The organism is Amycolatopsis sp. NPDC054798 (assembly GCF_053611505.1).
In genome coordinates, this window is the sequence record NZ_JBSHAM010000098.1 from 1 (window position 1) to 20,810 (window position 20,810).

The 20,810-nt window shown below is 71.2% G+C and carries 20 protein-coding genes; 15 read left to right on the forward strand and 5 right to left on the reverse strand.

Going from position 1 to position 20,810, the window contains the following annotated elements:
• Nucleotides 1-54: 54 nt before the first annotated feature.
• The gene (locus ACWGIC_RS37460) at nt 55-573 is read right to left on the reverse strand and encodes an NUDIX hydrolase (protein ID WP_452080680.1); all 519 of its coding nucleotides are present in this window, start codon (nt 571-573) and stop codon (nt 55-57) included.
• Nucleotides 574-614: 41 nt separating this feature from the next.
• Here ACWGIC_RS37460 and dop point away from each other — a divergent pair, with 41 nt between their 5' ends.
• The 5 genes from dop to ACWGIC_RS37485 all read left to right on the forward strand — a co-directional run bounded on the left by dop (nt 615) and on the right by ACWGIC_RS37485 (nt 5,049).
• The gene (gene dop, locus ACWGIC_RS37465; RefSeq protein ID WP_452080681.1) at nt 615-2,117 is read left to right on the forward strand and encodes a depupylase/deamidase Dop; all 1,503 of its coding nucleotides are present in this window, start codon (nt 615-617) and stop codon (nt 2,115-2,117) included.
• An 89-nt stretch (nt 2,118-2,206) separates the two neighbouring features.
• Complete coding sequence (locus ACWGIC_RS37470) at nt 2,207-2,401, forward strand: ubiquitin-like protein Pup (RefSeq protein ID WP_037806475.1); 195 nt, start codon at nt 2,207-2,209, stop codon at nt 2,399-2,401.
• Between the two features lie 138 nt (nt 2,402-2,539).
• Nucleotides 2,540-3,397, forward strand: a complete 858-nt coding sequence (gene prcB / locus ACWGIC_RS37475; RefSeq protein WP_452080682.1) for a proteasome subunit beta — start codon at nt 2,540-2,542, stop codon at nt 3,395-3,397.
• 61 nt (nt 3,398-3,458) lie between these two features.
• On the forward strand, nt 3,459-4,244 hold the full coding sequence (gene prcA / locus ACWGIC_RS37480; RefSeq protein ID WP_452080683.1) for a proteasome subunit alpha: 786 nt from the start codon (nt 3,459-3,461) through the stop codon (nt 4,242-4,244).
• Between the two features lie 67 nt (nt 4,245-4,311).
• Complete coding sequence (locus ACWGIC_RS37485; protein ID WP_452080684.1) at nt 4,312-5,049, forward strand: transglutaminase domain-containing protein; 738 nt, start codon at nt 4,312-4,314, stop codon at nt 5,047-5,049.
• Here ACWGIC_RS37485 and ACWGIC_RS37490 read toward each other — a convergent pair.
• The 4 genes from ACWGIC_RS37490 to ACWGIC_RS37505 all read right to left on the reverse strand — a co-directional run bounded on the left by ACWGIC_RS37490 (nt 5,028) and on the right by ACWGIC_RS37505 (nt 9,671).
• Nucleotides 5,028-6,263, reverse strand: a complete 1,236-nt coding sequence (locus ACWGIC_RS37490) for an RNA polymerase sigma factor (RefSeq protein WP_452080685.1) — start codon at nt 6,261-6,263, stop codon at nt 5,028-5,030. The genes ACWGIC_RS37485 and ACWGIC_RS37490 overlap by 22 nt on opposite strands.
• Nucleotides 6,256-6,606: a YciI family protein gene (locus ACWGIC_RS37495; RefSeq protein ID WP_452080686.1), complete on the reverse strand. Its 351-nt coding sequence runs from the start codon at nt 6,604-6,606 to the stop codon at nt 6,256-6,258. Before ACWGIC_RS37495 ends, ACWGIC_RS37490 begins: the two co-directional genes overlap by 8 nt.
• 109 nt (nt 6,607-6,715) lie before the next feature.
• Nucleotides 6,716-7,936, reverse strand: coding sequence for an alpha/beta hydrolase (locus ACWGIC_RS37500; RefSeq protein WP_452080687.1), 1,221 nt, complete (start codon nt 7,934-7,936; stop codon nt 6,716-6,718).
• A 295-nt stretch (nt 7,937-8,231) separates the two neighbouring features.
• Nucleotides 8,232-9,671, reverse strand: a complete 1,440-nt coding sequence (locus ACWGIC_RS37505) for a phosphatase PAP2 family protein (RefSeq protein WP_452080688.1) — start codon at nt 9,669-9,671, stop codon at nt 8,232-8,234.
• 205 nt (nt 9,672-9,876) lie between these two features.
• Here ACWGIC_RS37505 and pafA point away from each other — a divergent pair, with 205 nt between their 5' ends.
• The 10 genes from pafA to ACWGIC_RS37555 all read left to right on the forward strand — a co-directional run bounded on the left by pafA (nt 9,877) and on the right by ACWGIC_RS37555 (nt 20,799).
• The gene (pafA, locus tag ACWGIC_RS37510) at nt 9,877-11,235 is read left to right on the forward strand and encodes a Pup--protein ligase (protein WP_037806466.1); all 1,359 of its coding nucleotides are present in this window, start codon (nt 9,877-9,879) and stop codon (nt 11,233-11,235) included.
• 223 nt (nt 11,236-11,458) lie between these two features.
• On the forward strand, nt 11,459-12,496 hold the full coding sequence (locus ACWGIC_RS37515; protein WP_452080689.1) for a WD40/YVTN/BNR-like repeat-containing protein: 1,038 nt from the start codon (nt 11,459-11,461) through the stop codon (nt 12,494-12,496).
• A 156-nt stretch (nt 12,497-12,652) separates the two neighbouring features.
• Nucleotides 12,653-13,645 (forward strand): helix-turn-helix transcriptional regulator, encoded by a 993-nt coding sequence (locus ACWGIC_RS37520; RefSeq protein ID WP_452080690.1) that lies wholly within the window; start codon nt 12,653-12,655, stop codon nt 13,643-13,645.
• On the forward strand, nt 13,642-14,622 hold the full coding sequence (locus ACWGIC_RS37525; RefSeq protein WP_452080691.1) for a helix-turn-helix transcriptional regulator: 981 nt from the start codon (nt 13,642-13,644) through the stop codon (nt 14,620-14,622). The genes ACWGIC_RS37520 and ACWGIC_RS37525 overlap by 4 nt, the downstream gene beginning before the upstream one ends.
• 10 nt (nt 14,623-14,632) lie before the next feature.
• On the forward strand, nt 14,633-14,845 hold the full coding sequence (locus ACWGIC_RS37530) for a bacteriophage holin (protein ID WP_452080692.1): 213 nt from the start codon (nt 14,633-14,635) through the stop codon (nt 14,843-14,845).
• A gap of 37 nt (nt 14,846-14,882) precedes the next feature.
• Nucleotides 14,883-15,197: a Sec-independent protein translocase subunit TatA gene (gene tatA / locus ACWGIC_RS37535; RefSeq protein ID WP_182896292.1), complete on the forward strand. Its 315-nt coding sequence runs from the start codon at nt 14,883-14,885 to the stop codon at nt 15,195-15,197.
• 88 nt (nt 15,198-15,285) lie between these two features.
• On the forward strand, nt 15,286-16,251 hold the full coding sequence (tatC, locus tag ACWGIC_RS37540) for a twin-arginine translocase subunit TatC (protein WP_452080693.1): 966 nt from the start codon (nt 15,286-15,288) through the stop codon (nt 16,249-16,251).
• Nucleotides 16,252-16,253: 2 nt separating this feature from the next.
• Complete coding sequence (locus tag ACWGIC_RS37545) at nt 16,254-17,144, forward strand: diacylglycerol/lipid kinase family protein (RefSeq protein WP_452080694.1); 891 nt, start codon at nt 16,254-16,256, stop codon at nt 17,142-17,144.
• A 51-nt stretch (nt 17,145-17,195) separates the two neighbouring features.
• The gene (locus ACWGIC_RS37550) at nt 17,196-19,961 is read left to right on the forward strand and encodes a DEAD/DEAH box helicase (protein ID WP_452080695.1); all 2,766 of its coding nucleotides are present in this window, start codon (nt 17,196-17,198) and stop codon (nt 19,959-19,961) included.
• A gap of 127 nt (nt 19,962-20,088) precedes the next feature.
• A complete protein-coding gene (locus tag ACWGIC_RS37555; protein ID WP_452080696.1) occupies nt 20,089-20,799 on the forward strand; it encodes a DUF4333 domain-containing protein in 711 nt (236 codons plus the stop codon).
• Nucleotides 20,800-20,810 lie beyond the last annotated feature (11 nt).

Here is a 20,810-nt window from a genome sequence, read left to right on the forward strand (position 1 = left end):
GCTCCTCGACACGCCGACGCGATCCCGCGTTTCGGTCAGGTGGGGGAGGGCTGGTTAGCCGTAAAGGTGGAACCACTTTTGGATGCCTAGGAGGCCGTCTGGGATGAAGGGTGGGGTGGGGGTGGGGGAGAAGACCCAGGTGCGGAGGTCGGTTAGGGGGAGCCAGTGGCCTTCTACGATTTCTTCTGGCTGGTGGCGGATGGGGCCGTCGTAGCGGGCTTCGAAGGCGAAGTTGTGGCAGTGGATGGTTCCCTGGTCGTAGATCTGGGTGAAGAGGGGTTTTAGTTCCACTCCGTGGACGCCTAGTTCTTCGGCTAGTTCGCGGCGGGCGCAGTCGGCTGGGGTTTCGCCGGGGGCGACGACGCCGCCTGCCCAGCAGTCCCAGGTGGACGGGAAAGTGTCCTTGTCCGCGGTGCGGAGGTGCACGTAGACCGAGCGGCCGTCGCCCGATCGGAGCAAGACGACCCCGGCGGCGTGCCAGAGTCCTTCGGCTCGCACTCGGGAGCGGAGCACCTCGCCGACAGCGCGGCCGGTGTCGTCATAGAGGGCAACGAGTTCGTCACTGCCTGGCATGGGGGCATCGTCGCACGCGCCGAACCCGTAGGGTGGTGTGCATGCGTCGGATCATGGGAACCGAAGTCGAGTACGGCATCGCCGTGCCCGGGGACGCCACGGCGAACCCGGTGCTCACCTCGACTCAGGTGGTGCTGGCCTACGCCGCGGCTGCGGACATCCCGAGGGCGCGCCGGGCGCGCTGGGACTACGAGGTGGAGTCGCCGTTGCGCGACGCGCGCGGGTTCGACCTGACCGGGCCGGGCGGTCCGGGGCACGACCCGGACGTCGAGGACCTGGGCGCGGCGAACGTCATCCTCACCAACGGTGCGCGGTTGTACGTGGACCACGCGCATCCGGAGTACTCGGCGCCCGAGGTCACGAACGCGCGGGACGCGGTGATCTGGGACAAAGCGGGCGAGCGGGTGATGGAGGAGGCCGCGCTGAAGGCGGCCACCGTGCCGGGACAGCCGCCGTTGCAGCTGTACAAGAACAACGTGGACGGCAAGGGCGCGAGCTACGGCACGCACGAGAACTACCTGATGCAGCGGTCGACGCCGTTCACGGCGGTGATCGGCGGGCTGACGCCGTTCTTCGCGTCGCGGCAGGTGATGTGCGGTTCGGGCCGGGTGGGGATCGGGCAGCAGAGCGAGGAGGCGGGTTTCCAGCTTTCGCAGCGCTCGGACTACATCGAGGTCGAGGTCGGGCTCGAGACCACGCTCAAGCGCGGGATCATCAACACGCGCGACGAGCCGCACGCGGACGCGGACAAGTACCGGCGGCTGCACGTGATCATCGGGGACGCGAACCTGTCGGAGTACTCGACGTATCTGAAGGTCGGGACGACGGCGCTGGTGCTGGACCTGATCGAGGCAGGCGTGCGGTTCGACGACCTGAAGCTGGACGAGCCGGTGCGGGCGGTGCACAAGATCAGCCACGACCCGACGCTGAAGACGAAGGTCGAGCTGGCGAACGGGAAGAAGTTCACCGGGCTGGACCTGCAGTTCGCCTATCACGAGCTGGCGTCGGCGAACCTCGAGCGCACGGGCGCGGACGAGGCGTCGAAGGAAGTGCTGCGGGTGTGGGGCGAGATCCTGGACGCGCTGGCGCGGGATCCGCAGGAGTGCGCGGACCGGCTGGACTGGCCGGCGAAGCTGCGGCTGCTGGAGGGGTACCGGGAGCGGGACCAGCTGGCGTGGGGCGCGCCGCGGCTGCGGCTGGTGGACCTGCAGTATTCGGACGTGCGGCTGGGCAAGGGCCTGTACAACCGGCTGGTCACGCGGGGTTCGATGAAGCGGCTGGTCACCGAGGAGGAGGTGCAGGCGGCGATCACGACCCCGCCGTCGGACACGCGCGCCTACTTCCGGGGAAGGGCGCTGGAGAAGTACGCGTCGTCGATCGCGGCGGCGTCGTGGGATTCGGTGATTTTCGACGTGGGCCGGGAGTCGCTGGTGCGGATCCCGACGCTGGAGCCGTTGCGGGGGACGAAGGCGCACGTCGGGAAGCTGCTGGACGCGGCGGCGACGGCGGAGGAGCTGGTGGAGGCGATCACCGGTTCGGACTAGCGCGATCCCGGCGTTTCGGGCCGGTTGAAGGCCCTTTTCGTCGGTACCGCTGGGTAGGCTAGGGAACATCGGCCAGACCGGGAGGCGAGATGGCGCAGGAGAAGATCGAGAAGCACGGCGGCGGCGATTCCGACGAGGAGTTCGACGACGCCGGCGGGGCGGGCCAGGAGCGGCGGGAGAAGCTCGGCGAGGACGTGGACACGATCCTCGACGAGATCGACGACGTGCTGGAGGAGAACGCCGAGGACTTCGTCCGCGCTTACGTGCAGAAGGGCGGCGAGTAGCCGCCTGCCCGTCGCGGCCGTCCCGGATGCGGGGCGGTGCGGCGGGCGCGCTGGGCCGGAGGTTTCGCGCGGTGGCGCCGGGGGCAGGTTGTGCTCGGCGTTGCCGGGCACAGGATGAGATGGGAACCGAGAGCACGTATGGACAACACCTCCTCTGGGGCGGGTTTTTCCGGGCCCGGACTGCCGTCGGCCTACTTTTCGCCGACGACGTCGTCGTTCGCGGATTTCGTGCGCGCGACCGCGCCGGAGCTGCTGCCGGCGCGGCGGGTGCCCGCGGGTGAGCTGGACGTGCCGCACGGCACGACGATCGTGGCGGTCGCGTTCGCCGGCGGGGTGCTGATCGCCGGGGACCGGCGGGCGACGTCGGGGAACCTGATCGCGAGCCGGGACATCGAGAAGGTGCACGTCACGGACGAGTACTCGGCGGTGGGCATCGCGGGGACTGCGGGGCTGGCCGTGGAGATGGTCCGGCTGTACGCGGTGGAGCTGGCGCATTACGAGAAGATCGAGGGCGTTTCGCTTTCGCTGGACGGCAAGACGAACAAGCTGGCCGGGATGGTGAAGGCGAATCTGGAGATGGCGATGGCGGGTCTCGCCGTCGTGCCGCTGTTCGTCGGGTACGACCTGGAGGCCGAGGACGCGAAGCACGCGGGCCGGATCGTGTCGTACGACGCCGCGGGCGGGCGGTACGAGGAGCACGCCGGGTACGCCAGCGTGGGTTCGGGTTCGCTGTTCGCGAAGTCGTCGCTGAAGAAGCTGTACGACCCGGACGCGGATGCGGACGCGGCGGTGCGGACGGCGCTGGAGGCGTTGTACGACGCGGCGGACGACGACACCGCGAGCGGCGGGCCGGACATGGTGCGGCGGATTTTCCCGAACGTCATCACCATCACCGCGGAGGACGGTGCGGTGGTGCTGCCCGCGGAGCGGACGGGTGCGGTGGCCGAGGCTGTGGTGGCGGGGCGCGCTGAGCGCAATCACCACCGGCCGGTGTGAGGCCGCCGATGTCCGCTGAATCAATGACTGCCGAGTTTTCGGAGAACGTGGAGCCGACACCGTGACGATGCCGTTGTATGCCTCTCCCGAGCAGTTGATGCGGGAGCGTTCCGAGCTGGCGCGCAAGGGGATCGCGCGGGGCCGGAGCGTGGTTGTGCTGAAGTACGCGGGCGGCGTGCTGTTCGTGGCGGAGAACCCGTCGGCGACGCTGCACAAGGTTTCCGAGATCTACGACCGGATCGGGTTCGCCGCGGTGGGCCGGTATTCGGAGTTCGAGAACCTGCGGGTGGCGGGGATCCGGCACGCGGATCTGAAGGGCTACCAGTACGACCGGCGGGATGTGAGCGCTCGTGCGCTGGCGAACGCCTACGCGGCGACGCTGGGCAGCATTTTCACCGAGCAGCTGAAGCCGTTCGAGGTCGAGGTGTGCGTGGCCGAGGTCGGGGCGACCGCGGCGGAGGACCAGCTGTACCGGTTGACGTTCGACGGGTCGATTTTCGACGAGTCGCCGTTCGTGGTGATGGGCGGGCAGACGGAGCCGATCAGCACGAAGCTGAAGGACGTCGTGGATCCGGAGCACGATCTGCGGACGGCGCTGGCGACGGCGATCGAGGGGTTGCGGGCGACCGCGGCGTCGTCGAACGGGAACGGGTCGGCGGCCGAGGCGGAGATCAAGCTCGAGGTCGCGGTGCTGGACCGGGCGAAGCCGCGGCGGGCGTTCCGGCGGTTGTCGGGGGCGGCGCTGGAGGCGTTGCTGCCGGAGAAGGCGGAGCCTGCCGAGAAGCCGGACGAGGACGCCAAGGACGGCAAGGACGATTCCGACAAGGGCTCGGCCGAGAAGGAATGACGCAGCGCACTGCGGGCCGCCGGGGAAATCCCGGCGGCCCGCGGTCGTTTTCGGGAATACTGGCGGGATGACGTGTGCGCTGGTGACCCCGTGGTGGCGTCGGCGCGTCGCCGGGGACGGTTCCGCTGCGGGCGGTGTGGTCCCGACGGCGATTCTCGACTGGCGCGATCCGCTCGTGCAGGACTTGGTGCGGGCGACGGCGGCTGAGGATCGGCTTGCCGGGTTGCGGGCCGCGCACCGGGTGATCGCCGGGTCGGTGCGGCCGGTGTACGCGGTGCAGGAGCGGCAGCCGATCTCGCGGACGCTGCGGCGCGGGCGGGGTTCGTGCAGTCAGCGGCTGGCGATTCTGGAGGGAGTCGCGCGGGCGCAGGGGATTCCGACGCGGGTGCGGGGTCTCGTCGTGGACGGCCGGTTCTGGTATCCGCGGTTTCCTCGGCTGAAGTTCCTGGTGCCGTCGCGGGTTTTGGTGGCGTGGCCGGAGTTCGAGGTCGCGGACGCCTGGGTGCCGGTCGGGGAGCTGTTCGGGCCGTTGACCGAGCTGGCGGCGAGTCCGGGATTCTCCAATGACAGCGGGGAAACGTTGTTCGACGCGGTGTCGCGAACGGCGATCGACTGGGACGGCGTCACCTGCGAGGTCGGCGGAGCGTGCGACCTGTCCGCGACGGTGCTGGCGGATCTGGGCCGTTTCGATTCGCGAGACGACCTGTTCCGGCGGCACGGGCAAACGCTGTCCGCGCCGTTCACGACGCTCGTCGACCCGGTGCTGAGCCGGTGGGCGCCGAGTCAGAGCGCTTCCAGCCGCTGACGCAGATGGGCGCGCTCCGGCTCGGTTCCCGCGCTGGCCAAAGCTTCCTGGTACGCCGCCGCTGCTTCGTCGTTGCGGCCGAGGCGGTGCAGCAGGTCTCCGCGAGCCGCGGCGTACGGGTGGTAGCCCTGCAGCCGAGGTTCGTCGGCTAGCCCGTCCAGGAGTTCCAGCCCGGCTTCGGGTCCGTCGCGCATCGCCACCGCGGCCGCGCGGTTGAGCGCGACGACCGGCGTCGGCGTGAGGGTCAGCAGGATGTCGTACAGCGCGACGATCTGCGGCCAGTCGGTGCGGGCGACGTCCGGTGCTTCGGCGTGGAGCGCGGCGATCGCCGACTGCACTCCGTACGGCCCGGGCGGGCCGCCGGTGAGCGCGACCGGCACCAGCGCGCGGCCTTCGTCGATCAGCGCTGCGTCCCAGTACGTCCGGTCCTGGTCTTCGAGCAGGACGAACTCGCCGTCCGGGCCGGTGCGCGCGGCGCGGCGGGCGTGGACCAGCAGCAGAAGCGCCAGCAGGCCGGTGGTTTCGCGTTCGCCGGGCAGCAGGCGGTGCAGGATCCGCGCCAGCCGGATGGCTTCCCCGGCCAGGTCCGGACGCTGGATGTCCGGGCCGGAGCTGGCCGCGTAGCCCTCGGTGAACAGCGAATACAGCACCTGCAGCACGCCGGGCAGCCGGGCGCGCAGTTCGTCGCCGGAGGGGACGCGGAACGGGATGCGGTGGTCGCGGATCCGGTTCTTGGCCCGCACGATCCGCTTCGCCATCGTCGCGGTCGGCACGAGGAACGCCCGCGCCACCTCCGGAGTCGTGAGCCCGGCCAGGCAGCGCAGCGTGAGCGCCAGCCGGTCTTCGGCGGCCAGCGCGGGATGGGCGCAGGTGAAGAACAGCTGGAGCCGGTCGTCGGGAAGGTCGCCGTCGGCCCCGGGCAGCGGTGCGGGGTCGGTGCGGTCGGATTCCGCTTGCAGGACAGCGAGTTTCGCCGCGTACGCCTGGTTCCGGCGGAGCCGGTCGACGGCCTTGCGGCGCGCGGTGGTCATCAGCCACGCGCCCGGTTTCGGCGGGACGCCGTCCACCGGCCAGCGCACCAGCGCGGCTTCCACGGCTTCGGCGGCGACCTCCTCGGCGAGGTCGAGGTCGCCGAAACGGCGGACCAGCGCGCCGAGCAGGCGGCCGTGCTCCTCGCGGAACACGGCCGCCACGGACGCTCGCGCGTCAGGCATCGAAATCGGCGATCGGGCGGACCACGACCGAACCGTCGCGCGAACCCGGGCAGCGGGCCGCCCAGTCGAGCGCCGCGTCGAGGTCCGGCACGTCCAGCACGTAGAACCCGCCGAGCAGCTCGCGGGTCTCGGCGAACGGGCCGTCGGTGGTGATCGAACGCTCGCCGTCCGGGCCGACCCGCACCTTGGTCGCGGTGACGAGATCGGCGAGCGATTCCCCGCTGACGAACACCCCCGCGTCGCGGACTTCCTTGTCGTAGGCCATCCAGTCGCTGGGCTCGCAGCCGGCGGCTCCGCCCTGCTCGGTGGCCGCGGAAGCGTGGATCAGCAGCAGGTACTTCATGGTCGGGCTCCTTCGTCGGTCGCTGCGGCCGTGGTGCCGCACTGACCTCACCACGAACGGCGCCCGCCCGGATGGACAGGGCCCGGAAGATATTTTTCCGGGCCCGTCCTCAGGAGGCGGCAGGAGCGGCGCGGAAGTTCTGATCGGCGAAGGCGAGCATGTAGGGGAGCGTCGCGCGAGCGGTGTGCCAGGTGTGGTTGAACCCGCGTTCGGCGTGCACCACGACCTCCTGGCCGCGCCGCTGCAGCGACCCGGCGATGCGGTGCGCGGTCGCGACGTCGGTCGGCGCGCCGGTGCCGACGGTGAGCATGACCGCGAGCTTCTGCGGGAACGGCATCGTCGGGATGTAGCGGCGCGGGGTGTTCGCCGCGATCGCGGCCTGGTTGCCGCCGAGGACGCCGACCGAATCGTTCAGGTCGTCATACGGCAGCGAGATCAGCAGCGTGCCGAACTCGTCGAGGTGGTGCAGCCCGATGTTGAGCGCGCCGAAGCCGCCGCCGGACATGCCGCCGAGCGCGCGGTGTCCGCGGTCGGGGACTGTGCGGTAGTGCTTGTCGACCGAGGGCACGATGCTGCTGGCGAGGTACGTCTCCAGCTGCGGGCCGCCCGGGACGTTGAGGCATTCCCAGTCGGTGCTCGGCCGGTTGGCGGTGAGGTCGACGCTCACGATGATCATCGGCTGGATCACGTGCGCGTCCTCGAGGCTCTTGAGCGTCTGCGGCGCGGAGCCGGAGGTGAGCCAGTCGCGCGGGCCGCCGTAGGGGTAGCCGTGGATGAGGTAGACGACCGGGTAGCGCTTGGCCGCGTTCGCCGGGTCGCGGTAGCCGGCCGGGAGGACCACGTAGTTCTCGCCGTTCGACACGCCGTGCGCCGGGTCGGGCACGTTCAGCACCTCGGTGCCGCCGTTGGCTCCGGACGGGGGACGGCTGGCCGCGGGGGAGCTGCCGCTGGCCTTTCCGGAGGGCCGGTCCGGGGCGCTGGGGTCCGCGCTGTCGGCCGGATCGTCGCTGCCGCTGCGCAGCAGCGTGCCCGCGACGTTCATCGCGCCGCCGCCGCGCTGCAGCAGCCTGCCGAGGTCGCTGGGCGTGCGGACGTAGCCGACGTAGCTGTTCACCGCGGTGACCGCGGCGACCAGGAACAGCGCGATCGAGCCGCTGATGCCCCAGCGGCGCACGCGGCGGTGGTGCGCGAGCGCGATGGTGACGGCGAGGATCGCGGCGGCGGCCCCGGCGGCGGACAACCACAGCAATGGGGATTCGAGCGGCCCGAGGTCCCTCGCTTGGGAGGTGACCGACGGGGGCAGGACGGGGTCGACAGCCTGCGGCAGCATCTGGATCATCCGCGGCCCGCCGGAATCGGGCAGCTGCGACCGCGGGAGGAAAAACGCACTGAGAAGACCCCTGCCGTGAACTCGCGCGGACAGGACAGTCCGCACCTCGAAGATCACGCTAGGGACGGCTGGCTGTGGATTCGTTGAGAAAAGGTAAAGGAATGGTCAAGAACTGTTGCGCCGCGGGCGAGCGGACGGTAAGCGCGCAGGTCAGCGCCGGGTCGAAAAGAGCGGTGAGCTGAAGAACACGGTGCCCGGCCGAACGCCCCCGGAGGGACCTTAGGGCACGACGCGGTCAGGAGTCACTGTCCGGATTCCGGTAGACGGTCAGCGCGCTCGGCCGCGACCGGAACCGGAACTCCCGGCCGAGCGGCCCGACCTCGCCGTCGGTGGCGACCCGGCGGTTCCCGTCGAGCAGCCGGACGTGCAGTTCCGGCAGGTCCCGCTGCCGGTAGACGTGGCTCGCGTGCAGGCTGTTGGTGAGGCTCGCGGCCACGAACCGGATCCGCGACCAGCGCACGTCCGCCCGCACGTACCGGACGTCGAGCAGGCCGGTGTCGAGCGCCGGGCGCCGCGAGGGCGCGAAACCCTTCGGCGCGTACGTGCCGTTGCCGACGAAGATCAGCCACACCTGCGTCGGCTTCCCGTTCAGCTGGACCCGCAGCGGTTTCGCGCGCCGCAGCGTGCGCACCAGTGCGATCGCCGCGGACGGCCACTTCGGGAACCGGCTCTGCAGCTTTTCCCGCAGCCGCACCATCTCCGGGTACCCGCCGAGGCTGGCGGTGTTGACGAACCAGCGGTGCTCGGGCCCGCCGGAGCCGTCGATCTCGACCTCGGCCAGGTCGATGCCGACCGCGTGCCCGCCCTCGGTCGCCTCGTCCGCGTCCGGCATCGAGCGGACCCCGACGTCGCGGGCGAAGTGGTTGAGCGTCCCGGCCGGGATCAGCGCGAGCGGCAGCCCCCGTTCGGCGGCGACCGACGCCACGGCCGCGACCGTGCCGTCCCCGCCCGCCACGCCGAGCGCGCGGACCGACCCGTGCGCTTCGATCTCGTCGGCCAGCTGCTCGCGCAGATCCCGCGACGGGTCCGGATAGACCAGCGACGCCTTCGGCCAGGCATAGCGGACGTCCTCGGTCGGGTCCAGCCCGTTGATGCCCGAATTCGGGTTCACCAGCGCCAGCATGTCCTCGCCGTCGCGCATCTCCGGCGCTTCGGCCGGATGGGCGGTGCGGGCGCGGGCGTCCGGGTGCAGCGGCCACCAGTGCCGGGTCAGCACGGCGACCCCGGTCCCGATCGCCAGCCCCGCCGCGACGTCGCTCGGCCAGTGCACGCCGGTGTGGATCCGCGAGTACGCGACCGCCCCGGCGAGCGGGACGAGCGCGAGCCCGGCCCGCGGCGACTCCATCGCGACCGCGGTCGCGAACGCCGCCGCCGAAGCCGAATGCCCGGACGGGAACGACGACGACGTCGGCCGTTTGCGCAGCTGACGGTGCGCGGGAATCTCCTCCTCGGCCGGACGGCGGCGCGGGAACAGCGGCTTCGCGACCAGGTTCGCCGCGGCGCTCGCCCCCGCGATGGCCGCGATCCCGCGCAGCGCGCCCCGCCGCGCCGGGCCCTTCCGGACCGCGAGCACAGCCGCCACGCCCCACCAGAGCCGGGATTTGTCCGCGCTTCGGGACAACGCGGTCACCACGTCGTCCGCCCGCGTGCGAGGAAGCGCCGCACTGTGCCGCATCAAGGCCCGATCCCGTCGCCCTACCTGCCGGAATGCCCGGCCGACCTGCTGGAACACTCTCGTCCACCTCCGCTGGCCGCGCCGGAGCCGCACCCGGTCCCGGCGACCGGTTTCCGCCGCATTGTCACCACTTGCAACGTACCGACCGCGTGTCGCCGCCCGAACGGCGCACCTTCCGCGGGGGTCCAGCGCCTACTCTGGTGGGATGCAGCGGCGGATCTTTGGCATCGAGACCGAGTTCGGGGTCACGTGCACCTTTCACGGCCAGCGCAGGCTCTCGCCCGACGAGGTCGCGCGCTATCTCTTCCGGCGGGTCGTCTCCTGGGGACGCTCGTCCAACGTGTTCCTGTCCAACGGCTCCAGGCTCTACCTCGACGTGGGCTCGCACCCGGAGTACGCGACGGCCGAATGCGACGACCTCACCCAGCTCGTCACGCACGACAAAGCAGGCGAACGGATCCTCGAGGACCTCCTCGTGGACGCCGAGCGCAGGCTCGCGGACGAGGGCATCGGCGGCGACATCTTCCTGTTCAAGAACAACACCGACTCGGCGGGCAACTCCTACGGCTGCCACGAGAACTACCTGGTGACCCGTGCCGGGGAATTCTCCCGGATCGCCGACGTCCTGCTGCCCTTCCTCGTCACCCGCCAGCTCATCTGCGGGGCGGGCAAGGTCCTGCAGACCCCGCGCGGCGCGGTCTACTGCCTCTCCCAGCGCGCCGAGCACATCTGGGAAGGCGTCTCCAGCGCCACCACCCGGTCCCGGCCGATCATCAACACCCGCGACGAACCCCACGCCGACGCCGAGCGCTACCGGCGCCTGCACGTCATCGTCGGCGACTCCAACATGGCCGAGCCGACCACGATGCTGAAGGTCGGATCGGCGCACCTGGTGCTCGAGATGATCGAGGCCGGGGTCCAGTTCCGCGACTTCACCCTGGACAACCCGATCCGGGCGATCCGCGAGATCAGCCACGACCTGACCGGACGCCGCCAGGTCCGGCTGGCCGGCGGGCGCGAGGCGTCCGCGCTGGACATCCAGCGGGAGTATCACGCGCGGGCCGTGCAGCATTTGAAGGAAAACGGGTCCACCCCGGCGAACGAGCGGGTCGTGGAGCTGTGGGGTCGCGCGCTGGAGGCGGTCGAGGAACAGGACTTCAGCAAGATCGACACCGAGATCGACTGGGCGATCAAGCACCGGCTGGTCGAGCGGTACCGGGCCAAGCACGACCTGGATCTGTCCAGTCCCCGGGTGGCGCAGCTGGATCTGGCGTACCACGACATCCGGCGCGGGCGGGGGATTTTCGACCTGCTGCAGCGGAAGGGGCTGGTGCGGCGGGTCACCGACGACGGCGAGATCGAGGCGGCGAAGGACACTCCGCCGCAGACTACCCGGGCGAAGTTGCGTGGGGACTTTATCGCGGCGGCGCAGGCTGCTGGGCGGGACTTCACGGTGGACTGGGTGCATTTGAAGCTGAACGACCAGGCCCAGCGGACTGTGCTGTGCAAGGACCCGTTCCGGTCGGTGGATGAGCGGGTGGAGAGGTTGATCGGGTCGCTGTAATTTGGCACCGACTCCGTCGGCGCGTGCGGGATCGCCTTGAAGTCGGCGTGCGAAGGGCGATGCGCCCGGCCTGGGGGCCGTGCACATCGCCCTTCGCACGCCGACGCGATCCCGCGGTGGCACTCGGGTGAGAGGTGAAGTGCCGGGGCGGCGGGGCGGGAAAGCGTTGCGGGCAGCGGAGAAACCGACGAAAGTCGTCAGCCGGGTGGGGCAGGATCTCCGCATGCGTGCGTTTCGGAGGGTGCTGGTCCTCGTAGCGGTGCTGTCGGTGGGGTTGGGTGGGGTGGCTGCGGCATCTTCGTTGCCGTCGTGGCGGCTTTTGCCTACGGGGACGGCAGCGCAGTTTCGTGGGTTGTCTGCGGTGAGCGAGCGGGTCGCTTGGGTCAGCGGGACTCAGGGCACTGTGCTGCGGACGGTTGACGGCGGGGGCACGTGGGCGCCGGTTGGGCCGCCGGGTACCAGGAAGCTCGAGTTTCGCGATATCGAGGCGTTCGACGCGGAGCGCGCTGTGGTGTTGTCGATCGGGCCTGGGGCGGATTCCCGGGTTTACCGCACCGACGACGGTGGCGAGCATTGGCGGCAGACGTTCAGCAATCCTGATTCCGCGGCGTTTTACGACTGTCTTGCGTTTTTCGACCCGTGGCGCGGTCTCGCGATGAGCGACCCGGTCGGCGGGAAATTCCGGGTGCAGGCCACTTTTGACGGCGGGCGTAGCTGGCGGCAGGTTCCGGAGGACGCGTTCCCGGCCGCGGAGCCTGGAGAGGCTGGGTTCGCCGCTAGCGGGCAGTGCATCACCACGTCTGGGCCGTTTGACGCGTGGCTCGCTACTGGCGGCGGGGCGCATGCGCGTGTTCTGCACTCTGGGGACGGCGGGCGGCACTGGAGGGCGGCTGAGACGCCGTTGCCCAGCAGTGCGTCGGCTGGGGTTTTCGCGGTGGCGTTTCGTACGCCGTGGCAGGGGGTGGCGATCGGCGGGGACTACGCCAATCCGACTGCGGCTGGTCCGGCTGTGGCGGTGAGCCGCGACGGCGGGAGCAGCTGGCGCACGCCGCCGGAGCATCCCGCCGGGTACCGTTCCGGGCTCGCCTGGCGCGGTGGCACTGTGATGGCTGTCGGGCCTGGCGGGAGCGATCTGAGCCGCGACGCGGGCAGACACTGGGTTTCGTTCGATAAGGGCAGCTTCGACACGGTCGACTGCACGTGGTCCGGTGCGTGCTGGGCCAGCGGAGCCAAGGGGCGCGTGGCGAAGCTGGTTCCGTAAGAGGGAAGCCGTTCCGGGCAGGGAAGCCGCCCGGAACATCGGTGCGTGACAAGACCGGTGCGGAGGGTCCCCTCGCGGCACCGCGTTCTGACCAGGCGCGACGCGCGCGGGGCGGACCTCGCGATCGCGCTGGACGGGGAGAGCTAGAGTCGTCTGGTGTCCACCGCACGCGCCGAACGGCTGGTCAACCTCGTGCTGGCCCTTCTCTCCACCCGGCAGTACCTCACCGCGGAGCGGATCCGCGGGATCGTGCCCGGGTACGCCGACGCGGCCAGCGACGACGCCTTTTTCCGCACCTTCGAGCGGGACAAGACCGAACTGCGGGAACTCGGCATCCCGCTCGAGACCGGCCGCAACTCCGTCTTCGACCCGGTCGAGGGCTACCGCATCGCCCGCCGCGACTACGAACTCGGCGAGATCGACCTCGCCCCGGACGAGGCGGCGGCCGTCGGGCTCGCGGTCCGGCTCTGGGATTCGCCGGAACTCACCGGGCAGGCCCAGGGAGCGCTGGTGAAACTGCGCGCGGCCGGTGTCGAGGTCGACGACCAGGCTCCGACCGTCATCGAGCCGCGGGTGCGCGCCGAACCGGCGTTCGCGCCGATGCTCGCCGCCGTCCAGGCCGGGCAGGCGGTCCGCTTCGAATACCGGCGCAGCGGGTCGCCCGAGCGCCGCATCCGCACGCTCGAACCGTGGGGCGTCGTGTCCTGGCGGGCCCGGTGGTACGTCGTCGGGCACGACCGCGACCGGGACGCGCCCCGGTGCTTCCGGCTTTCCCGCGTCACCGGAAAGGTGGCCGCGATCGGGAAACCGGGTGCGGTGGCGCGGCCCGAAGGCGTCAACCTGCTGAAGCTCGTGTCGGTGACCGGAGGCAGCGAAGACCCGGCTCCGGTGACCACCGCCCGGCTGTGGATCGCCGACGGGCGCGCCGCGGGAGTCCGCCGCCGCGGCGACGTCGTGGGCCGCGAAACCATCGCCGGCGAGGAAGGCGACGTGATCGAGATCGGCCTGTACTTCCCGGAATCGGCCGCCGACTGGATCGCCGCGCAAGGCCCGGACGTGCTCGTGCTCGAACCGGACGTGCTGGCCAAATCCGTGCAGCACCGGCTCGAAGCCGTCCTCGCCCGCGCCGGACAGGGGAGCGCGCGATGACCGCCTCCGGCGAACGCATGCCCAGGCTGCTCGCCCTCGTGCCCTACCTGCTGGCCCGCCCCGGCATCCGGATCGACGAGGCCGCCCAGGACTTCGACGTCACCCCGCGCCAGCTGCGCAAAGACCTCGAACTGCTGTGGATGTGCGGCCTGCCCGGCTACGGCCCCGGCGACCTCATCGACCTGTCCTTCGAGGGCGACACCATCGTCGTCACCCACGACGCCGGGATGAGCCGCCCGCTGCGCCTCACCGGCGGCGAAGCCACCGCGCTGCTGGTCGCGCTGCGCGCGCTCGCCGAGACCCCGGGCGTGGTCGACGGCGACGCGGTCCGCCGCGCCATCGCCAAAATCGAGGACGCCGCCGGACAAGCCCGCCCAGCCGGGGTCGTCGTCGGGGGAGGCGTGCGGGAAGGAGCCCGCGCCGCCCGCACCCGCGAGACCGTCGCCGGCGCGCTGCAAGAAGGCCGCGCGCTGCGGATGCGCTACTACACCGCCTCGCGCGACCAGATCACCGAACGCACCGTGGACCCGATGCGGCTCGTCATCGTCCAAGGCGTCGGCTACCTCGAAGCGTGGTGCCGTCGTGTCGAAGGGGTCCGCCTCTTCCGCCTCGACCGGGTGGACGCGCTCACCGTATTGGACGAACCCGCAGCTCCGCCCGCCCACGCGCGGCCCACCGACCTGTCCGACGGCGTGTTTTCCGCCCGTCCCGATCAGCGGGTCGCCCATCTCGTGCTCGACCCCGACGCCCGCTGGGTCGCCGAGTACTACCCGTGCGAGGAACTCGCCGAACTCGACGGCGGACGGCTGCGCATCGCGATGCGCTACAGCGACGAGCCCTGGATGGTCCGGCTCGTGCTCAGCCTCGGCGGGGAAGCCCAGGTGGAGAGCCCCGCCACACTCGCCGAGGCCGTCGGTCGCCGAGCCGCCGACGCCGTGGCGCGTGCCCGTCACCTCACGTCCATCTCCGACCGATAAGGTGGTTTTCGTGCCGTACCTGCCCGTCTATGTGCTGATCGCGGCCGGCCTGCTCGTCCTGGCCCTGCTGCTGGTACGGACCGCCGGAGTCTTGCGCCGCTTCCGCCGCACCGTGAGCATGGTCAGTGCGGGCACCCACGACCGGACCGGACTGCTCCGGGCCCGGTCCGCGGCACTTCGTGTGGCCGTGGCCGAACGCCGCCCGGCGCCCGGCAACAAGTAACATCAGCACAGACCCCAGACAAGGAGGGCAGACGACCATGAACGCGCTGCAGCCGTGGCACATCATCGTTCTGGTGCTCGTGGTGGTTCTGCTGTTCGGAGCGAAGCGGCTCCCGGACGCGGCCCGGTCCATCGGCAAGTCCATGAAGATCTTCAAGGCCGAGACCAAGGACCTGACCGGCGAGCAGAAGGCCGAAGCCGAGGCCGAGTCCGCCGACACCCGGCACATCGCCGCCCCCGCGCCCGCGCAGACCGCGCAGGACAAGCAGGTCGCCGACCTCCAGCGCCAGCTCGACGAACTGAAGAAGCAGCAGGCGGCCTCGGCCGACCAGCCGCAGAAGAACGCGAGCTGACCCTCCGCGCGCACCACCCGGTCCCCGGTCCACGGCGGCGCGCCGGCGAGGCGCGCCCCGCTGGGCTCTGACGAGAACGGAACGACCAGTGGCGGAAGCCGCCAACGGCAACGGCAGCCGGTCCAGCAAGCGGAGCCGGCGCAGCCGTCGGAAAAACCCCGACGGCACGATGACGCTCATCGAGCACATCTACGAGTTCCGCCGCCGGCTCGGCTGGGCGGTCTTTTTCGTCGTCATCGGCGCGATCTTCGGGTTCATCTGGTTCGGGCAGCGGTTCGGCCCGATCCCGTCGCTCGGCGACATCATGACCCACCCGTACTGCGCCATCCCGGCCTCGCAGCGGTTCGGCGGCGAATCCGGCTGCCGGCTGCTGCAGACCGTCCCGTTCGAAGTCTTCATGCTCCGGCTGAAGGTCGGCGTCGCGGCGGGCGCGGTCCTGCTGTCCCCGGCCTGGCTCTACCAGCTGTGGGCGTTCATCGCCCCCGGCCTCTACGCCAAGGAGCGCAAGTACGCGCTGACCTTCGTCGGCTTCGCCTCGGTCCTCTTCGCCGCCGGCGCGGTGCTGGCCTACCTGCTCGTCCCGCACGCGCTGGCGCTCCTGGCCGGGTTCGGCCAGGACCAGTTCGTCACCGCCCTCACCGGTGACAAGTACATCTCGTTCATCCTGTCGCTGCTGGTGATCTTCGGCGTCAGCTTCGAGTTGCCTCTGCTCGTGGTGATGCTCAACCGCGTCGGCGTGCTCAAGTACCAGCAGCTCAAGAAGTGGCGCCGCGGCATCGTGTTCGCGCTGTTCGTGTTCGCCGCGTTCGCCACCCCCGGCTCGGACCCGTTCTCGATGCTCGGCCTCGCCGGCGCGCTCACCCTGCTGTTCGAGCTGTCGATCCAGATCGCCCGCTTCCACGACCGCAAGCTCGACCGCGTCCGCCACGACGAGGGCTGGGACCAGCTCGCCGACGACGAGCCCGCGCCGTTCAACTACACGCCGAGCACCGTCGACGAGGACCAGCCGGCCGTGAAACGCCCGACCGGCAACTCCACCGACGACATCACCTGACCGTGGGACTGAACGCAGCACTGGCCGTGCACCCGGCCTCCGGTCGCGGCGCCGCGGCCCGCGCCGCCGAAGCGGTCGCGGCGCGGCTCCGGCCCGCCGTCGACCGGCTCGACCTCCTCACCGCCACCAGTGTCGAGGAATCCCGCGCGCTCATGCGGTCCTCGCACGCCGAAGGCCTCGACGTGCTGATCGTCCTCGGCGGCGACGGCGCGGCCCACCAGGGCGTCCAGTTCTGCGCCGACCACGGCGTCGCGCTCGGTCTCGTCCCCTCCGGCACCGGCAACGACCTCGCCCGCGCCCTCGGCGTCCCCGCCGACCCGCGCGCCGCCGCCGACGCCCTCGCGAAAGCCCTGCGAGCCGGGCACCGCCGCAGCGTCGACCTCGGCCGCGCCGGCGACACCTGGTTCGCCACCGTGCTGTGCGCCGGATTCGACGCCGCCGTCAACGCCCGCGCGAACGCGATGCGCTGGCCCGCCGGACCCCGCCGCTACGACCTGGCGATCCTCGCCGAGCTCGCCGCGTTCAAGCCCCGCCCGAGCGTCGTGCACACCGACCACGGCGCCTTCTCCGGCGATTCGAGCCTCATCGCCGTCGGCAACACCCCGTACTACGGCGGCGGCATCCCGATCTGCCCGGACGCCGACCCCGGCGACGGCCTCTTCGACGTCACCGTCATCGGCGCCCCCGGCCGCGCCCGCCTGCTGCGGATGCTCCCGCAGCTGCGCACCGGCGAACACGTGCACAAGGACAGCGTCGAAACCTTCCGCACCCGCACCCTCCGGATCGAAGCGCCCGGCTGGCCGGTCTACGCCGACGGCGAAGACCTGGGCCAGGCTCCGGTCGAAGCCACCTGCGTGCCCTCCGCGCTCACCGTCGTCGCGCCGGTGCCGTGACCGGCGGCACGCCGCGTGCGGAATGTCAGGGGCGTGTGGAACCCTGAAGGGGTGGCCACTAGCCCTTCACCATCGCCGGCCGAGGCCTACGCTGCCTCCCGTCGCCGCGCCAAGCACCCCCAGCTGACCCGGTTTTCCGCCGAATCGGCCTTCGAATTCGACGATTTCCAGATCCGCGGCTGCGAAGCGCTCGAAGAGGGCCACGGCGTCCTGGTCTGCGCCCCCACCGGAGCCGGCAAGACCGTGGTCGGCGAGTTCGCCGTCCACCTCGCCCTCGCCGAGGGCCGCAAATGCTTCTACACCACGCCGATCAAGGCCCTGTCGAACCAGAAGTACGCCGACCTCGTCGAACGCTACGGCAACGACGCCGTCGGCCTGCTCACCGGCGACACCTCGATCAACGGCAACGCCCAGGTGGTCGTCATGACCACCGAGGTGCTCCGCAACATGCTCTACGCCGGCAGTTCCGCCATCCCCGAACTCGGCTACGTCGTCATGGACGAGGTCCACTACCTCGCCGACCGCTTCCGCGGCGCGGTCTGGGAGGAAGTGATCCTCCACCTGCCCGACCACGTCCGCGTCGTCGGCCTGTCCGCCACGGTCAGCAACGCCGAGGAATTCGGCGAATGGCTCGTCGAGGTCCGCGGCGACACCACCGTCGTCGTCGACGAGCACCGGCCGGTCCCGCTCTGGCAGCACATGCTGGTCGGCAACCAGCTGCTCGACCTGTTCGCCGGGCAGAACGAAGCCGACCCGGGCGAGCAGCTGCGGATCAACCCCACGCTGCTGCGCAAAACCGACGAGATGGGCCGGTTCGCGCCCAGCTTCCGCGGACCCCGCGGCGGCCGGAGGGGCGGCCCGCCGCGCGGGCCCAGGTTCCGCCCGCCCTCGCGCGTGGACGTGGTCGAACGGCTCGACCACGCGGGGCTGCTGCCCGCGATCGTGTTCATCTTCTCCCGCGCCGGCTGCGACGCCGCGGTCTCCCAGTGCGTCCGCTCCGGCCTGCGGCTCAACGGCCCCGAACAGGTCGAGGAGATCCGCCGGATCGTCGACGCCCGCACCGCCGATCTGCCCGAGGGCGACCTCGGCGTCCTCGGCTACTGGGAATGGCGCGAAGCGCTCGAACGCGGCTTCGCCGGCCACCACGCCGGGCTGCTGCCCGCGTTCAAGGAAACCGTCGAGGAACTGTTCGTCCGCGGCCTGGTCAAGGTCGTGTTCGCGACCGAAACCCTCGCCCTCGGCATCAACATGCCCGCCCGCACCGTCGTGCTCGAACGGCTCGTGAAATACAACGGCGAGGCGCACGTCGACCTCACCCCGGGCGAGTACACCCAGCTCACCGGCCGCGCCGGCCGCCGCGGCATCGACATCGAGGGCCACGCCGTCGTCGCCTGGCAGCCCGGCGTCGACCCGAAGGCCGTCGCCGGGCTCGCGTCCACCCGCACCTACCCGCTGCGCTCCTCGTTCCGCCCCGGCTACAACATGGCGGTCAACCTGGTCTCCCAGGTCGGCGCGGACGCGGCCCGCGACCTGCTGGAACAGTCGTTCGCGCAGTTCCAGGCCGACCGGTCGGTGGTCGGCACCGCGCGCCGGATCGAACGCAACAAGGAAGCCCTCAAGGGCTACACCGCGGCGATCTCCGGCGAGTTCGACCAGATGCTCGAATACGTCGAACTCCGCGCCCAGATCTCCGCCCGCGAGAAGACGCTGTCCCGGCAGAACACCTCCTCCCGCCGCGCCGAAACCGCCGCGTCGCTGGAGAAACTCCGCAAGGGCGACGTCATCCCGGTCCCGGCCGGCCGCCGCGCCGGGCTCGCCGTCGTCGTCGACCCCGGCCTCGACCCGATCCGCGAACCCCGGCCGGTCGTGGTCACCGAGGACCGCTGGTCCGGACCGCTGTCGGTGGCCGACTTCCCGGCCCCGGTCGAAGCGCTCGGCCGGATCCGGCTGCCCAAGCACCTCGAACTGCGCTCGCCCAAAACCCGCCGCGACATCGCCTCGTCGCTGCGCAACGCCGGCATCGCCCTGCCCGGACGGCAGCGCCGCCGCACCGCGGCCGCCGACGACGCCGAACTTGCCTCGCTGCGCCGCGCCCTGCGCGCCCACCCGTGCCACGGCCTCGCCGAGCGCGAGGCCAACCTGCGCTGGGTCGAGCGCTACCAGCGGCTGTCCGCCGAAACCGAACAGCTCGAACGCAAGGTCGCGGCCACCACGCACTCGCTGGCCCGCGCGTTCGACCGGATCCTGCGGCTGCTCGGGGAACGCGGCTACGTCCGCCCTGGTGACGGGGAGGACCGCGTCACCGAACACGGCCGCCGCCTCACCCGCCTCTACAGCGAATCCGACCTGCTCGCCGCCGAATGCATCCGGCACGGCGTCTGGAACGGCCTCGGCCCGGCAGAACTCGCCGCGGTCGTGTCCACGCTCGTGTTCGAAGCCCGCCGCGACACCGCGGGCGAACCCCGGCTCCCCGGCGGCGCGGTCCCCGGCGCGTGGCAGGAAACCAGCAGGCTGTGGGTCGAACTCACCGAGGACGAACGCCGCCACCGTCTCGACCGCACCCGTGAACCCGACGCGGGCTTCGCGTGGCCGGTCTACCGGTGGGCGCGCGGCGAATCCCTGGAGAAGGTCCTCACCGCGGCCGAGACCAACGGACAGGAACTTTCCGCGGGAGACTTCGTCCGCTGGTGCCGCCAGGTCATCGACCTGCTCGACCAGGTCCGCGACGTCCTCGGCAAGGAAGACCCGGTCGGTTCGGCGGCGGCGCAAGCGGTCCGGGCGCTGCGCCGCGGCGTGGTGGCCGCGGGCGCGGCGTGACCGCTAGGGCACACCTTCGCAGCGACTGCGCGCGGACACGTGTGCTAGGTCCAGACCTGTGGTTGGATCGCGCACGACACCCGCGGCCCGGCCTGCGGAGGCGGACAGACGAAGGCGGAGGCTAACGATGAGCACGCCGTATGGCGGCAACGACCCGCGGCAGCAGCCCCAGTACGGGCAACAGCCCTACGGCGGCGACCCCAACTACGGGCAGCAGCCGGGCGGCGCGTACCCGCAGAGCGGGCAGCAGCAGCCGTACCCGCCCCAGCAGTACGGGCAACAGCCCTACGGTCAAGACCCGCAGTACGGTCAGCAGCCCGGCGGCTACCCGCAACAGCAGTCGCCGCAGCAACCCCAGTGGGGCCAGCAGCCGCCGCCGTACGGGCAGCAGCCGCCCTCGTACAACCAGCAGCAGCCCTACGGCGAGCCGCAGCAACAGCAGCAGTACGGCGGCCAGCAGCCCGGCCAGTACGACTACGGCCAGCCCGGCGGAGCCGCGCCGGAATCCTCGGGCGGGTCGAAGAAGGGCCTGTTCATCGGGATCGGCGCGCTCGTCGTCGTGGTGGCCGTCGTGGCGATCCTCGGGTTCGTCGCGCCCGGCTTCTTCAAGACCCAGGTCTTCAACAACACCCAGATGCAGACCGACGTCGCGAAGCTGCTCACCGACACCTACAAGATCCAGGGCGTCAGCGGGGTCACCTGCCCGGCCGAGCAGAAGGTGGAGGACGGCGCGAAGTTCGAGTGCACCGCCACCGTCAACGGCAAACCGCAGCAGGTCCCGATCACCGTCAAGGGCACCGAGGGCAACTACGAGGTCTCGCCGCCCGCGGCCAAGTGACGCCGTTCAAT

Excerpts from the sequence above, each read along its gene's own strand:
- ACWGIC_RS37515 (WP_452080689.1), top strand. The coding sequence starts at position 11,459 with ATGCGTGCGTTTCGGAGGGTGCTGGTCCTCGTAGCGGTGCTGTCGGTG.
- prcB (WP_452080682.1), top strand. The coding sequence starts at position 2,540 with ATGGACAACACCTCCTCTGGGGCGGGTTTTTCCGGGCCCGGACTGCCG.
- ACWGIC_RS37485 (WP_452080684.1), top strand. The coding sequence starts at position 4,312 with ATGACGTGTGCGCTGGTGACCCCGTGGTGGCGTCGGCGCGTCGCCGGG.
- pafA (WP_037806466.1), top strand. The coding sequence starts at position 9,877 with ATGCAGCGGCGGATCTTTGGCATCGAGACCGAGTTCGGGGTCACGTGC.
- tatA (WP_182896292.1), top strand. The coding sequence starts at position 14,883 with ATGAACGCGCTGCAGCCGTGGCACATCATCGTTCTGGTGCTCGTGGTG.
- ACWGIC_RS37525 (WP_452080691.1), top strand. The coding sequence starts at position 13,642 with ATGACCGCCTCCGGCGAACGCATGCCCAGGCTGCTCGCCCTCGTGCCC.
- ACWGIC_RS37555 (WP_452080696.1), top strand. The coding sequence starts at position 20,089 with ATGAGCACGCCGTATGGCGGCAACGACCCGCGGCAGCAGCCCCAGTAC.
- dop (WP_452080681.1), top strand. The coding sequence starts at position 615 with ATGCGTCGGATCATGGGAACCGAAGTCGAGTACGGCATCGCCGTGCCC.
- ACWGIC_RS37490 (WP_452080685.1), bottom strand. The coding sequence starts at position 6,263 with ATGCCTGACGCGCGAGCGTCCGTGGCGGCCGTGTTCCGCGAGGAGCAC.
- ACWGIC_RS37470 (WP_037806475.1), top strand. The coding sequence starts at position 2,207 with ATGGCGCAGGAGAAGATCGAGAAGCACGGCGGCGGCGATTCCGACGAG.
- ACWGIC_RS37460 (WP_452080680.1), bottom strand. The coding sequence starts at position 573 with ATGCCAGGCAGTGACGAACTCGTTGCCCTCTATGACGACACCGGCCGC.
- ACWGIC_RS37495 (WP_452080686.1), bottom strand. The coding sequence starts at position 6,606 with ATGAAGTACCTGCTGCTGATCCACGCTTCCGCGGCCACCGAGCAGGGC.
- ACWGIC_RS37505 (WP_452080688.1), bottom strand. The coding sequence starts at position 9,671 with ATGCGGCACAGTGCGGCGCTTCCTCGCACGCGGGCGGACGACGTGGTG.
- ACWGIC_RS37500 (WP_452080687.1), bottom strand. The coding sequence starts at position 7,936 with ATGCTGCCGCAGGCTGTCGACCCCGTCCTGCCCCCGTCGGTCACCTCC.